The sequence below is a fragment of the Candidatus Bathyarchaeota archaeon genome (genome assembly GCA_018396705.1).
Lineage (GTDB): Archaea > Thermoproteota > Bathyarchaeia > Bathyarchaeales > Bathycorpusculaceae > DRVP01.
On sequence record JAGTQZ010000006.1, the window covers coordinates 39,658 to 52,550 of the forward strand.

Annotated in this window: 14 protein-coding genes; 10 read left to right on the plus strand and 4 right to left on the minus strand. The window is 44.0% G+C overall.

From position 1 onward, the window contains the following. The 4 genes from KEJ24_06670 to gcvH all read right to left on the minus strand — a co-directional run bounded on the left by KEJ24_06670 (nucleotide 1) and on the right by gcvH (nucleotide 4,174). Nucleotides 1-1,230 (minus strand): phosphoglycerate kinase, encoded by a 1,230-nt coding sequence (locus KEJ24_06670; GenBank protein ID MBS7647501.1) that lies wholly within the window; start codon nucleotides 1,228-1,230, stop codon nucleotides 1-3. A 68-nt stretch (nucleotides 1,231-1,298) separates the two neighbouring features. Beyond that, entirely contained in the window at nucleotides 1,299-2,312 is a 1,014-nt protein-coding gene (gap, locus tag KEJ24_06675; GenBank protein ID MBS7647502.1) for a type I glyceraldehyde-3-phosphate dehydrogenase, read from the minus strand. Nucleotides 2,313-2,404: 92 nt separating this feature from the next. Beyond that, nucleotides 2,405-3,751, minus strand: coding sequence for an FAD-dependent oxidoreductase (locus tag KEJ24_06680; GenBank protein MBS7647503.1), 1,347 nt, complete (start codon nucleotides 3,749-3,751; stop codon nucleotides 2,405-2,407). Nucleotides 3,752-3,754: 3 nt separating this feature from the next. Further along, nucleotides 3,755-4,174 carry a glycine cleavage system protein GcvH gene (gene gcvH / locus KEJ24_06685; GenBank protein MBS7647504.1) on the minus strand — a complete coding sequence of 140 codons (420 nt, stop codon included), beginning with the start codon at nucleotides 4,172-4,174 and terminating at the stop codon, nucleotides 3,755-3,757. A 245-nt stretch (nucleotides 4,175-4,419) separates the two neighbouring features. On the opposite strand from gcvH, the gene KEJ24_06690 reads away from it, so the two are divergent. The 10 genes from KEJ24_06690 to KEJ24_06735 all read left to right on the plus strand — a co-directional run bounded on the left by KEJ24_06690 (nucleotide 4,420) and on the right by KEJ24_06735 (nucleotide 12,892). Then, complete coding sequence (locus KEJ24_06690; GenBank protein MBS7647505.1) at nucleotides 4,420-4,779, plus strand: prefoldin subunit beta; 360 nt, start codon at nucleotides 4,420-4,422, stop codon at nucleotides 4,777-4,779. Nucleotides 4,780-4,791: 12 nt separating this feature from the next. After that, nucleotides 4,792-5,112 (plus strand): DUF3194 domain-containing protein, encoded by a 321-nt coding sequence (locus KEJ24_06695; GenBank protein ID MBS7647506.1) that lies wholly within the window; start codon nucleotides 4,792-4,794, stop codon nucleotides 5,110-5,112. Next, the gene (locus KEJ24_06700) at nucleotides 5,094-6,086 is read left to right on the plus strand and encodes a DHH family phosphoesterase (protein MBS7647507.1); all 993 of its coding nucleotides are present in this window, start codon (nucleotides 5,094-5,096) and stop codon (nucleotides 6,084-6,086) included. The genes KEJ24_06695 and KEJ24_06700 overlap by 19 nt, the downstream gene beginning before the upstream one ends. A gap of 62 nt (nucleotides 6,087-6,148) precedes the next feature. Then, nucleotides 6,149-6,997 carry an ATP-binding cassette domain-containing protein gene (locus KEJ24_06705; protein MBS7647508.1) on the plus strand — a complete coding sequence of 283 codons (849 nt, stop codon included), beginning with the start codon at nucleotides 6,149-6,151 and terminating at the stop codon, nucleotides 6,995-6,997. After that, nucleotides 6,960-7,814: an ATP-binding cassette domain-containing protein gene (locus KEJ24_06710; protein MBS7647509.1), complete on the plus strand. Its 855-nt coding sequence runs from the start codon at nucleotides 6,960-6,962 to the stop codon at nucleotides 7,812-7,814. Before KEJ24_06705 ends, KEJ24_06710 begins: the two co-directional genes overlap by 38 nt. After that, nucleotides 7,811-8,605, plus strand: coding sequence for an energy-coupling factor transporter transmembrane protein EcfT (locus KEJ24_06715; GenBank protein MBS7647510.1), 795 nt, complete (start codon nucleotides 7,811-7,813; stop codon nucleotides 8,603-8,605). The genes KEJ24_06710 and KEJ24_06715 overlap by 4 nt, the downstream gene beginning before the upstream one ends. A gap of 48 nt (nucleotides 8,606-8,653) precedes the next feature. Continuing rightward, nucleotides 8,654-9,262 carry a 6-phospho-3-hexuloisomerase gene (hxlB, locus tag KEJ24_06720; protein ID MBS7647511.1) on the plus strand — a complete coding sequence of 203 codons (609 nt, stop codon included), beginning with the start codon at nucleotides 8,654-8,656 and terminating at the stop codon, nucleotides 9,260-9,262. A 247-nt stretch (nucleotides 9,263-9,509) separates the two neighbouring features. Further along, a complete protein-coding gene (locus KEJ24_06725) occupies nucleotides 9,510-11,063 on the plus strand; it encodes a type II/IV secretion system ATPase subunit (protein MBS7647512.1) in 1,554 nt (517 codons plus the stop codon). Then, entirely contained in the window at nucleotides 11,060-12,073 is a 1,014-nt protein-coding gene (locus tag KEJ24_06730) for a type II secretion system F family protein (protein ID MBS7647513.1), read from the plus strand. Before KEJ24_06725 ends, KEJ24_06730 begins: the two co-directional genes overlap by 4 nt. A gap of 3 nt (nucleotides 12,074-12,076) precedes the next feature. Continuing rightward, nucleotides 12,077-12,892 (plus strand): type II secretion system F family protein, encoded by an 816-nt coding sequence (locus KEJ24_06735; GenBank protein MBS7647514.1) that lies wholly within the window; start codon nucleotides 12,077-12,079, stop codon nucleotides 12,890-12,892. Nucleotide 12,893 lies beyond the last annotated feature (1 nt).

A 12,893-nucleotide genomic window follows, 5' to 3' on the forward strand; every position in this document is an offset into this window, starting at 1 on the left:
TTAAGGCTTACGAGAAGCAGCCTTTTCAAGAGCCACTACGCCTGGAAGCTTCTTGCCCATTAAGAATTCGATTAGGGCACCGCCCGCCGTGCTTACGTAGGATATTTTGTTGGATAGGCCTAGTTCTTGTAATGCTGCAATTGTATGGCCTCCTCCTGCAAGTGAGAAAGCCTTTGAATTTGCAATTTCCTCGAAGATTCTCTTTGTTCCAAATATAAATTCGCTGTTTTCGAAAACGCCCATTGGTCCGCTTACAACGATTGATTTTGCATCGCGAAGTATTTTCGCATAGATTTCAACGGTTTTTGCACCAATGTCAAATATTGGGTAGTCTACTGGCAGCTTTTCAACCGGAACCTCTTTGCGCTTCTTTTCAACCTCCACGGCAACGTCTGCCGGAACCTTGATTTTGTCGGGATATTTCTTTATGAGCTCTTTTATACCTGGAACAAGGCCCATCAGCTTCTTTTCTTCCAGAAACTTCATGTTAGGTTTGCCTAGGTCATATCCCTTTGCAACCATGAAAACGTGGCCAACAACACCGCCTGTCAACACGTAATCTGCTATTGCATTGTCCAACACGTATTTTGAGATTTCAAGGGAGTCATCTGCTTTGGCGCCGCCGAGAACGTAAACGCATGGTTTTTCAGGGTTTTCCAGCACACGGCTTAAGGATTTCAGTTCGCGTTCCATTATACGGCCAGCAACGCTTGGCAGCACCGCTGTAAAACCAACCATGGAAACGTGGGCTCTGTGGGCTGCAGCGAAGGCGTCGTTAACAAATATGTCAGCCAAGGGGGCCAGCGTCTGGACAAGTTCTGATTTCGCATGTTCTTCTGGTGTTCCTTCTTTTGTTTCTCCTGCGAAGTTTCTGACGTTTTCTAGAACGAGGATTTCGCCGCTTTTCAGTTCTTTGATGGCTTTTTTGGCTTTTTCTCCGAAAACGTCGTCTACAAATTTGACCGGTTTGTTAAGGACTTTGCCAAGGATTTCCGCATGCTGCTTTAGCGGTATAAAGTCCGGATCACCTTTTCGACCTTGATGGGCCATCACAACAACTTTTGCGCCTTTTTCAGCCAATTCTTTGATAGTTGTCTCACCGTGGGCCCTAATTCTTGTATCATCCAAAACTTTCTTCGTTTCTGGATCCACTGGAGAGTTGAAGTCAACTCTCACAAGGACTACTTTGTTTTTTACATCGACATCATCTAGAGTTAAGAATTTAACCACAACATCTCCCTCTTTCTTTTTGAAAAAAATAAGGGGTTGTTTGTTTTTAAGCTTTATATTAGCTTCAGCTAGAAACCAGCTTTCTCTCCAATGAGTTCGATTAGTTCAACCATTCTGCAGGAGAAGCCCCACTCGTTGTCGTACCATGCCAGCACTTTGACGAGGTTTCCACCCACAACCATTGTAGATAAGCCATCAACTATGGCTGAATACGTTGTGTGGTTTACGTCACTTGAGACTATTGGCTCTTCGGTATAAGCTAATATGCCATTTAATGGGCCTTCAGCAGCCTTCTTGAAAGCTGCGTTAACCTCTTCTTTTGTAACGTTTTTCTCCAAAACCACGGTTAGGTCGGTTATTGAAACGTTTGGAACGGGGACTCTGAGGGCTAGGCCATCAAGTTTTCCCTTGAGCTCTGTTAAAACGAGGCCAGCTGCACGGGCTGCTCCTGTGGTTGTTGGGATTATGTTTAAAGCTGCAGCTCTTGCCCTGCGGAGGTCTCTGTGCACTAGGTCGTGGACGCGCTGATCATTTGTGTAAGCGTGGGCTGTTGTCATGAGCCCAGCTTTTACGCCAAAGTTTTCATGCAATACTTTTGCTACCGGGGCTACACAGTTGGTTGTGCATGAAGCATTTGACAGTATATTATGGCTGTTGTGATCATATTTGTCGTGGTTTACACCTAGCACGATCGTTATGTCAGGGTTTTCAGCCGGAGCGGAAATCAAAACTTTTTTAGCTCCAGCTTGAAGGTGCTTTGCCGCATCCTCACGTTTTGTGAAAAGTCCTGTTGACTCTACAGCCAAGTAAACGTTTAAGTCCTTCCAAGGCAGCTGGGCGGGATCCTTCTGTGAAAGCACTTTCAGTTCTTTGCCATTCACTATTATGTTGTTATCCTTGACTTGAACCTCACCTGGAAACGGCCCGTGGACTGAGTCGTATTTTAGGAGATGGGCTAAGGTTTTGGCGTCTGCAACATCGTTCACGGCTACAAAGTCTATTTTTGCTTTTCTCTCAACGGCTGCTCTGAATAAAAGACGCCCAATTCTTCCAAAACCATTTATAGCTACTCTTATTGCCATTTGAATCACCATTTTCGTTAGATTTCGGATATTAATGGAGCGTGTTCTCTTAATTAATTTTCCGACGAAAAATAAAAAGAAGGGATGGAGAATTAACGGAGTTTCATCAACACTGTTTCTGCGGCTAAAACAAGAGGTTCCCAAGTCTCGTTTAGCGGTGGTGCGTATGCGGTGTCTGCCTTGGCTAACTCTCGCACAGTCATCTGCTTCTGTATAGCGAAAGAGACAGCATTTATACGTTGAGTTACTTCTTCACCGCCGATTATTTGGGCGCCTATTATACGTTGTGATTCTTTTTCAATCACAAGCTTAACTCTTATCGTTGAAGCACCTGGATAGTAGTCTGCCCGTGTCTTTGAGGTCACCATGCCAGTGATCGTTTCTATTCCGGCCCGTTTAGCAGCAGCCTCTGTTAAGCCCGTTGCACCTACTTGTATGTTGTATAGCTGCGTGACCGATGACCCTATAACACCGGTGAATAACGCGTAACCTCCAGCAGCATTTATACCCGCTACTTTGCCTTGCCGTACAGCCACTGTTCCAAGCTGTTGGACAACTGGTTTTTGTGTTACTATATGGATGGATTCTGCACAGTCACCTATTGCGTAAACGTCCTTAATGTTTGTCTCCATTCTGGCGGTTGTCTTGATTAATCTTGTCTCGCCGAGGGCTACACCAGCATCCACGGCAAGTTGAGTGTTAGCTCTCACGCCAAAAGCGCTGACGAAAAGATCAGCGTTTATTTGCTCTCCACCGGCCACTATGCCGGTGACTTTGTCTGTTCCGAGGAATTCTTCAACAGGCTTGCTTGTCAAGATTCTTATGCCCTTTTGTTCCAGTGCTTCTTGAACCATTTTGGCTATGTCTGCATCAAGCATGGCTGGTAGTACTTGAGGCAACATTTCTACAACGGTTACTTTTAAGCCCCGTTCTTGTAACGCCACGGCTGTTTCTAAGCCTATAAGGCCAGCTCCCATGACAACCGCTGTTTTGGCGCCTTCTCGAATGGCTTGGTCTATCCGCTGTCCATCCTCAATCGTTCTGAGGGGGAGTATACCTTGTTTTTCTTTCCCTTTTATGGGTGGTGTGAAGGCGCTTGCACCAGTAGCGATTATTAGGCTATCGTAAGGAATTTCTTCGGTGTTTCCGTTTTTGTCGACCGTTAGAACCGCTTTTTTGCCAGTGTCGATTTTCGTTACTTTTGTTTCTGTTTTTAGGTTTAGTTTCATCATTTTGAAGTAGCTTGGCGGAAAGACTATTAGGTCGCTGAAGCTTTGTATGTGTCCACCGATGACGAAGGGTAAGCCACAGCGGGAATAACCGGCATGTTTTTCGTCGGTTATTAGGGTTATTTCGGCTGTTCGGTCCGTTTTTCTAGCAGCTGAAGCCGCATCAACACCAGCTGCATGCGCCCCAATTACTACTATGCGTCTGGGCAAGGGCTATTTCCCTTCTTTAATTAGGCTTTTATGCCATTCAACAGCCGCATTGAAGTCCATAAGGTTTTTGAGTTCAGTTTGCAAGTTTGAGGGCTTTATGACGAGCAGCCAACCCTTTCCGTAGGGGTCCTCGTTTAAGAGTTCTGGTTTTGACTGTACTTCCTCGTTCACCTCTTCTATTGTTCCACTTATAGGTGCTACTAGATCGGATACTGCTTTCACGGATTCAACAGTACCGTAGGGCTCGTTTTGCTTTGTAGTGGTTCCAGAGCTTGGAAGTTCCGCATAGACGATTTCTCTAAGCTGTTTTTGGGCATAGTCTGTTATGCCAACACGAACCTTGTCGCCTTCGACTTTTACCCACGCAAAATCCTTTGAATAATAGAGACCCTCTGGAACTTCGTATCCGTCAACTTTAACCACGACATTCCACCTCGCATGTAGTTGATAATCTAATATCTTTAAAGCATTTAAAATTTAACTGTCAAAATTTACTGTCCTCCATCAATTTCGTTGTTGTCGACGAACTGCAAAATTGATAGCCCCTTACTATAGTTTTGTTTGAAAAGCTTGCGTTTCATGCTTGCGGCTGTATTGTCTTGGAAAACGTTTAATTAATTGGTTTGATGTAAAGCTGTGCAGATGGAAGGATAGGTTTGGGTGAAGAGTTGGCAAAACTCCCCCCACAAGTTCAGGAGCGTCTCTTGAGGCTTCAGCAGCTCCAGCAGACTTTACAGTCTGTTTTAGCTCAAAAACAGCAGGTGGAATTGGAGTTAACGGAGATTGAACAAGCGCTAAGCGAACTGCAGAAGGTTGCAGATGACACCATCATATACAAGTCTATAGGTTCTTTGCTAGTTAAAACTGACAAGGCGAAGGTCACTGCAGACTTGAACGAGAGGAAAGAATTGCTAAACATGCGGGCTTCTGTTTTAGGTAAGCAAGAGGAACGCTTGCGCAGCCAGATGAAGGAGCTGCAGGCTAAGCTTCAACAAGATTTGGCTCCAACTTCGGGAACACAGCAGTAATGGCGTAAATCTTTGGGTGGAAGCTTGGAAGAGCTTGGCTTGCCAGAGCTTACGCCAGAGCAGATTGAAGAGTTATGTTTGATAGTTGAGGAGGCTGCACGAGGCTACATCCTGTCAAGAGCCCCATCCAAACGGGTGGAAACCTTAAACATAAGCGCAGATGTAGAAACGGAAAGCGGGAAACCTTTAACATTAAATGTGGAGGTTGAGTTGACACTTTCACCCCTTGTGCGAGACTTTGACGCCCAGAAACTTGCAGACGAGGCTGTGAAAGAAGCATTTGCCACGGCTGAAAAATACTTGAGGGAACTGAAGTGTCGTTTGCGGAAATAGCCAAAATATTGGATGAACAGAATGTCAAACATGTCACCCTGTTATGTCACCATAACGCGGATCCAGACGCCATATGTTCAGCCTACGCTCTATCAATCCTAATAAAACAGCATAAGCCCCAAGCAACCGTAGAGATTGGTGCAGCTCAAGGCATTAGCCGCCTTTCAAAGCACATTTTGAAAAGCTTACCGATAACCGTTGAAACAGAACCAAACATTGAAAAGGCGGATGTGATAATGTTTATGGACACAAACACAATACAGCAGCTGGACAACTTAGCCGAGAAAGTGAAGGCTTCAAAAGCCCCAATAATAGTAGTTGACCATCACGCAGTTCACCCGGAGACGGAAAAAATAGCTAAGCTATGTATAACGGATGAGAACGCTTCATCAACGTGCGAGATAGTCTACAATTTCTATAGGCAGTTAGGTGCGAAGGTTGGAGAAACCGAGGCTAAAGCCCTTTTCTTGGGCATCGCCTTTGACACCCGTCACTTTGTCTTAGCTAATTCCTCAACGCTAAAAACCATTGCAGAGCTTATAGACATGGGGGTAAACGCCCAAGAAGCGTTAGCTATGCTTTCGCTTCCCATGGATTTCTCTGAAAGGGTGGCCCGACTAAAAGCATGTAGGAGAGCTAAACTCTTCAAGATAGGTGAGTGGATAATAGCCCTATCACACGTAAGTGCTTATCAGGCTTCGGCGGCCCGTGCAATAATAGATTTAGGTGCTCACGTGGCGGTAGTGGCGGGACAGAAAAATGACAGCCTCGAAATAAGTCTTCGATGCACAAGGGAATTCCATGAAAAAACCGGCATTCACTTGGGCAGAGACATAGCTAAACCTTTAGGCGAATATCTCCGAGGTATGGGCGGAGGCCACGCGACAGCCGCAGGTGTCAACGGTTTCGGCGAGCTTGAAGCTGGGCTTAAAAAGTGTTGGAGGCTTTTGAAGGAGCGGATAGCTCAAACTTAAATTTAAGTAGCTACTCTTAAATGAGAAAAAGTTTAGGATGCTGTGGAAAACCAATCATGGCTATTATCGAAACAAAAAACCTAACATACACTTACTCAGGCGCCGGATGGCCGGCAATTAAAGAAGTCTCCATAAAAATTGAAAAGGGCGAATTCGTGTTAATTACCGGCCCAAGCGGATGCGGAAAGACAACACTCTGTCGATGTTTTAACGGGCTTATTCCCCATTTCTATCAAGGCGAATTGAAGGGCGAAATAACGGTTGCCGGATTAAAAGTGCGGGAACATCCTGTCTACGAATTGGCAACTCATGTAGGCATGGTTTTTCAGAATCCTGAAAACCAGCTTTTCGCATTAACTGTAGAAAAGGACGTGGCTTTTGGACTAGAAAATCTTGGAGTGTCAAGGGAAGAAATCCGCAAGCGAGTGGACTGGGCACTTAAATTAACTGGAATATATGAGTTGCGGGAGCGTACACCCACAGAACTTTCAGGAGGACAGCAGCAACGTGTAGCCATAGCCTCTGTTTTAGCCATGCAGCCCGAAGTGATGGTTCTAGATGAACCTACATCTTTTCTTGATCCCCTTGGAGCCAAAAAAATATTTGAAATCATTTACGAACTAAACAAGAAGCTTGGCATAACCATAGTGCTTGTTGAGCATAGGTTGGATTTGACGGCAAAGTACGCTGATCACATCATAATAATGGATGGAGGACGCGTTGTTTTAGACGGGGAACCCCGTGAAGTTTTGAGCCTAGAAGAAGCCCGCTTAATTGGAGTTGGCATTCCAAAGGCTACACGCCTTTACCAAATGTTGAAGGCGGATGGAATGAAACTCTGTGAAAAACTACCACTATCATCAGAGGAGATGGCTGAAAAAATTAGGGAGGCGCTTAAAAGCCGTGATTGAAGCTCAAAACGTTTATTTTACTTATCCAAGTGGTGTTGAGGCATTAAGAGGTGTTTCTCTAACAATTCGAGACGGTGAATTTGTGGCCATAATGGGAGAAAACGGCGCTGGAAAAACAACCCTCGTGAAACATTTTAATGGACTTCTAAAACCAACAAAGGGAAGGGTGCTTGTAGATGGGACGGAAACCACAAAGGTCAGTGTTGCCGCTTTGGCACGTAAGGTGGGCTTTGTATTCCAAAATCCAGACCATCAGCTTTTCTGCGAAACCGTAGAGGATGAAATCGCCTTCGCCTTAAAAAATTTTGGCTTCAGCGAAGACATAATAGAAAAACGTGTCACATGGGCGCTTAACTTATTGGGGTTATCACAGTATAGGAAAACGTCGCCTTTCATGCTTAGTGGTGGCGAGAGAAAGCGTGTCGCCTTAGCTTCAGTGCTAGCTTGGGACCCAAAAATATTAATCCTAGATGAACCAACTATTGGACAGGATCACGGCCAAAAGGAAAAGCTCCGCCAATTCATTTTGCAGATGAATGCTCAAGAAAAAACCGTGGTAGTTGTAACGCATGACGTGGAGTTTGTCGCTGAATGCAACCCACGAGTGTTACTTATGCGCGCTGGAAAAATTGTTGCAGACGGGGAAGCACGAAAAGTGCTCACAAATCCAGAGGCGCTGGAGCAAGCATCTTTAGTGCCGCCGCAAATAGCCCAAATTTTTCTAAACCTTTCAGACATAGGATTTCCGAGAGAAGTGATAGACCTTTACGAGGCAAGAGAGATCATTCTAAAAGCTTATAGGAGTCGAAAACCATGAGTTTCTTCGACGGACTACGGTTTAGAAGAGTCAGCTCACCGATCCACAACCTTGATCCTAGAATAAAATTCATTTATGCATGTGTAATTTTCGCGGTGGCAATAATTTTTTGGCAGTTGCTTCCTCTCACCGTGCTTTTTGTTATGCAAGTTCCTTTAGTGCTTATTGCTGGTGTTAAGCGTGAGTGGATTCGCTCTATGAGAGGCGCAGCTTTCCTAGCCTCAATAATTTTCCTCACAAACTTCATATACTCTTTCATCGCCTCCGGCTATGCAGTTACGTTTGCCTCTTTAGAACATGCCCTAGCAATGACACTGCGGTTTTTAGTGCTGGTAAGCTCTTTCTCCATATTCTTCCTAACTACTTCGCCGGATCATTTGGGGCTAGCCCTAGAACAGTCACGGGTACCGTACGAATTTTGCTTCGCCTTTACAACGGCGGTGCGCTTCGTTCCAGTTTTAGCTGAAGAAGCCCAAACAATAATAGACGCTCAAAAAGCAAGAGGTCTAGAGCTTGAAAAGGGAAACTTTCTGAAAAGAGTTAGAAATTACATTCCAATTCTCATACCGTTAATTGTAAGCGCCATACGCAGAAGCCTCGAGCTAGCTGAAGCCATGGAATCCCGCGCTTGGGGAGCAACCAAAAAACGAACAAACCTATATGTTTTGAAAATGCACCGGGAGGATTACATTTTCGCAGTCATAACAGTTGGTATACTAGCTATAGCAATCTTCATTCGCTTATACTTTCATATACCCTACCTAGAAGAACTTTTAACCGGAAGAGTTTAACCGCAAGACTTTTAATATAGACTGGCTTGTAAAAAGGTTTCTCGGAGTTTGAAAAACTTGAGATGGTTAAAAGCTGCGGCGGAAGAAATCATTACAGGAATAAAAAGCGCCATTGAAGAGCTTAACCCAAACGAAGTGGAGCGTTTCATCCAGCTACTATTAACAGCAAAAGACAAGAAAATATTCGTTGTAGGCATGGGAAGAAGCGGTTTTGTAGGTCGAGCCTTCGCGTTGCGCTTAATGAACTTAGGCTTCAACGTTTACTTTCTAGGAGAAACCATCACACCAGCAGCGGTGAAAGGGGACCTCTTAATAGCCATATCTGGAACGGGATCGACGAAAATGGTTTTAACCGCAAGCGCAGCTGCAAAGGAAATAGGTGCAACCGTCGTGGCGATAACTTCTTTCCCAGAATCGCCTTTGGGGCAGATAGCAGACCTTGTTGTTACAATTAAAGGCCGAACAAAAGCCGGATGGCCCCGTGAAGAAGATTATTTGGCCAGACAACTCATGGGCGAAAAAGAGCCTTTAACACCCCTTGGAAGCATTTTCGAGAACAACTGCATGGTTTTCTTGGACGGACTAATAGTAGAGCTAATGCACCGAATGGGAACAACAGAAGAAGACTTAAGGCGTAGGCACGCAACCATAGAATAAGCATTCCCCGGGGTGTGGACAAGATTAGAGCAAAATGGAAAAAGAAAAGAATGCGCAGACAAAAGAAGAAAAGACAGAAAAGAAAAGCTAGGTATAAGTAGCACGTTTAACGGATTTTCGTCTTTTTAAAGTCTGCGTTTTTAAGTGTGTTAAAGATTAGACATACATATAGCTTATTAAGACTAACGATAGAGTATGATATCGAAAAGAGCAGCCTAAATGCTAAACCATACAAAAAGGGGGAAAAATGCCCAAAACACCAAAAAACACAAAAACAAAAGAAGAAACAGAATTCGGGGCAATAATAGAAGTAAAAGAAAGAAAGCCAGCAGTCTTCAGAGAAGTATATCCAATACAGGAGCCGTATGTCTACGCGGCAATTGTGAAAGATCCGGAGACTCAGAAAACCCGCTATGAAGTCATAGAACCAACCCTCACAAAAGAGGAGGAAGAACACCTAAAAGAAGTCAAAATTATCCTAATGGAAGAAATAGATGTAAACCTAAAAGAAATAGAGACGAAGGAAAAAGCCGAACAATACCTCAAAGAGAAAGCAAAACAAGTAATCAAAAAATACCACATAAAAATCCCACCGGAATCCGTTGATAAGCTCTTATATTACCTTACAAGGGATTTCATTGGCTACGGCAAAATAGACCCATTAATGAAAGACCATCTTATAGAAGATATCTCAGCTGATGGAGTAAACATACCAATATATGTTTGGCATAGAACATACGAGTCGCTTCCAACAAACATAATATTTAAGGATGAGGTGGAACTCAATTCGTTCATAATCCGCTTGGCATATTTAGCTGGCAAAAACATTTCAATAGCATCTCCAATTCTGGACGCTTCGCTACCTGACGGAAGCCGCATACAACTTACTTACGGAAGCGAGGTGACCAGAAGAGGCTCAACCTTCACTATCCGCCGTTTCAGAGTGGATCCTTTAACAATTTCAGATCTCATAGCCTTTAACACGCTTTCCTCGGAGATGGCCGCCTATCTATGGTACGTTATAGAAAACCGTGCATCAGTGCTTGTAGCCGGAGGAATAGCATGTGGAAAAACCACCATGCTGAATTGCTTGTCCATGTTCATAAAGCCTGAAATGAAAATTGTAAGCGTAGAGGACACTCAGGAGTTGAACTTGCCTCATGAAAACTGGATACCATCCGTCGTAAGGGAAGGCTTCGGATACGAAAATAAAAGTGCCATAACACTTTTTGACCTTTTGAAGGCAGCTGTAAGACAAAGACCTGACTACATAATCGTGGGTGAAATCCGAGGAGAAGAAGCCTACACGCTGTTTCAAGCTATGGCAACGGGACATCTTGGAATGTGCACCATCCATGCCGAGTCCGTTGAAGCCGTAATAAACCGTTTAGAATCCGAGCCTATGAATATTCCAAAGCCGCTCATAGCCATGACTGATTTGATAATGGTTATGACGAGAACAGAAATTGAAGGGAAACCAGTCAGAAGAACCCTAACAGCAACAGAAGTTGTAGGACTTGACGCTAAAACAGGCAAAATAATGACAGAGGAAGTTTTTCGTTGGAAACCTAAAGAAGACAGGTTTGAGTTTCTAGGTCACAGCAGCCTCATAGAAGAGCACATCAAAAAGCTTGAACTAAGCGGGGAAGACGTTAGACAGGAACTCCAACGCAGAAAAACCGTTCTTGAATGGATGGTTAGAAAGGGCATCCGCAGACACACAGAAGTAGCCAACATAATCCGCGAATACTACGCTAATCCAGCAAGAGTTTTCCAAAAAGCAAGGATGGAACTAGAATGAAAAAGGAAAAAATCTCTGAAAAATACAAGAAGCTCTACGCGAGCTTGCTTTCGCAACTGAAATGTTTACTTTCAAAAATCAATGGAAAAATAAGCGCTGATAAAAGTGAAAGCTTCCGCTTAGAATCTAGAACCCCCAGCCTAGCGTCCCTTGCATATAAATTTATGGGCGAAAAAGTTGGAAGAGTTCTGCCGCTTTTCTCAGATTTGGATATACATTTGCAAAAAGCTGGGATTAAAACTAATTTTAGAGTTTACGTTAGTTTAACAGTTTTTTCAACAATTTTAGTCTCACTTTTGGTGCTTGTTTGTATACCGTACCTGCTTGTCTACGCCTTTCGAGTGCCAGTTCTTCATGCATTGCTATTCGGTTTTGGCGGCAGTCTATTCGCGGTTGCTTTTTCAATCATCGGATTCTACGTTTATCCAGTCTATCGCGCCGACAAAATTAAGCGAGATTTAGAAGACGAATTGGCCTTTGCAACGGGGTATATGGCAATCCTTGCAAGCGCGGGTGTTCCACCTGAGAAAATTTTTCATTCATTGTCAAATCTTCCAATACAGTTGGCAGTTTCAGTTGAAGCTAAAAACATAATCCGCGACGTAAACCTTTTCGGCCTTGACATAATATCAGCATTAGAAAACGCCTCGAGAAAGTCGCCTTCCAAACTGTTCAGCGAAATGCTGGAAGGCCTCATATCGACAATACATTCTGGAAGCAACCTCGCCGCATACTTAAGGGAAAGGTCTAAGCAACATATGAAATTGAAGAGGATAAGCCTCCGAAAGTTTTCAGACACGTTGTCCATTCTCTCAGAGTTCTATGTGGCTTTGCTGGTAACAGGTCCATTACTGCTGATAATCATGCTTGCGGTTATGGCTATGATGGGTGGTGGAAGCCTAGGCTTTCTGGGTCCAGATTTGCTGCTTAGAATCATCACATACATTGGAATACCCGTAGGTTCAACAATGTTTCTTATAATATTGGATTCGGTTTCGCCAAAGTGGTAAGCTATGTCAAAGATGGGAAAAACCTTAAAGCGGATCCTGCAGATTGCATCAGCCGTCTTAGCAGCGACTATTGTAGTTCTTGGTTTTTTGTCCGCTTGGGGAACCCCAGTTTTCGACGAATTTTTGTTCTTTGCCATCTTGGCCGCTTTCACTCCGCCTACAGTCTTAAGTTACATTGAATACCAGTGGAAGAAAGCTGTGGACGAACATTTACCAGACCTTTTCAGAAGCATAGTGCAAGCTCAAGAAACCGGCATGACCTTACCCCGCGCTTTGGAAGAAGCTGCAAAAAGAGATTATGGACCTTTAACGGCTGAACTGCGCAAAATGACTGCACAGATTTCTTGGGGCATGACCCTTGAAGAAGCATTAGTGTCCTTTGCAAAGCGAGTTGATACGGTTCTTGTACAGAGAACTGTTCCCCTAATAATTGAGGCCAGCCGTTCTGGCGGATATATAGAGAAGATTTTTGACCCTATGGGTAAATTTGTACAATCAACACTACTGCTTAACAAAGAGCGCCGTAACAGAACACGCCCATACATCGCAATAATTTATGTAGCTTTCTTTGTCTTCATATTCACTATCGTACTATTGTTCAAATCTTTCTTTATAGACATACAAGGCTTGCCGTTACTTGGCGCTACTATAATGGCGCCTGAAGAAGTTAAGCGTTTATTCTTTCACATGACGGTTATCCAGGCCTTTTTCGGAGGCTTAGTAGCGGGCAAAATGGGCGAAGGAACGCTAAGCGCTGGTCTAAAGCACAGTCTAGCGCTTATGATATGCGGCTACATAGCCCTGAAACTCTTTATGTAGA

Excerpts from the sequence above, each read along its gene's own strand:
- KEJ24_06735 (MBS7647514.1), top strand. The coding sequence starts at position 12,077 with ATGTCAAAGATGGGAAAAACCTTAAAGCGGATCCTGCAGATTGCATCA.
- gap (MBS7647502.1), bottom strand. The coding sequence starts at position 2,312 with ATGGCAATAAGAGTAGCTATAAATGGTTTTGGAAGAATTGGGCGTCTT.
- KEJ24_06725 (MBS7647512.1), top strand. The coding sequence starts at position 9,510 with ATGCCCAAAACACCAAAAAACACAAAAACAAAAGAAGAAACAGAATTC.
- KEJ24_06715 (MBS7647510.1), top strand. The coding sequence starts at position 7,811 with ATGAGTTTCTTCGACGGACTACGGTTTAGAAGAGTCAGCTCACCGATC.
- KEJ24_06730 (MBS7647513.1), top strand. The coding sequence starts at position 11,060 with ATGAAAAAGGAAAAAATCTCTGAAAAATACAAGAAGCTCTACGCGAGC.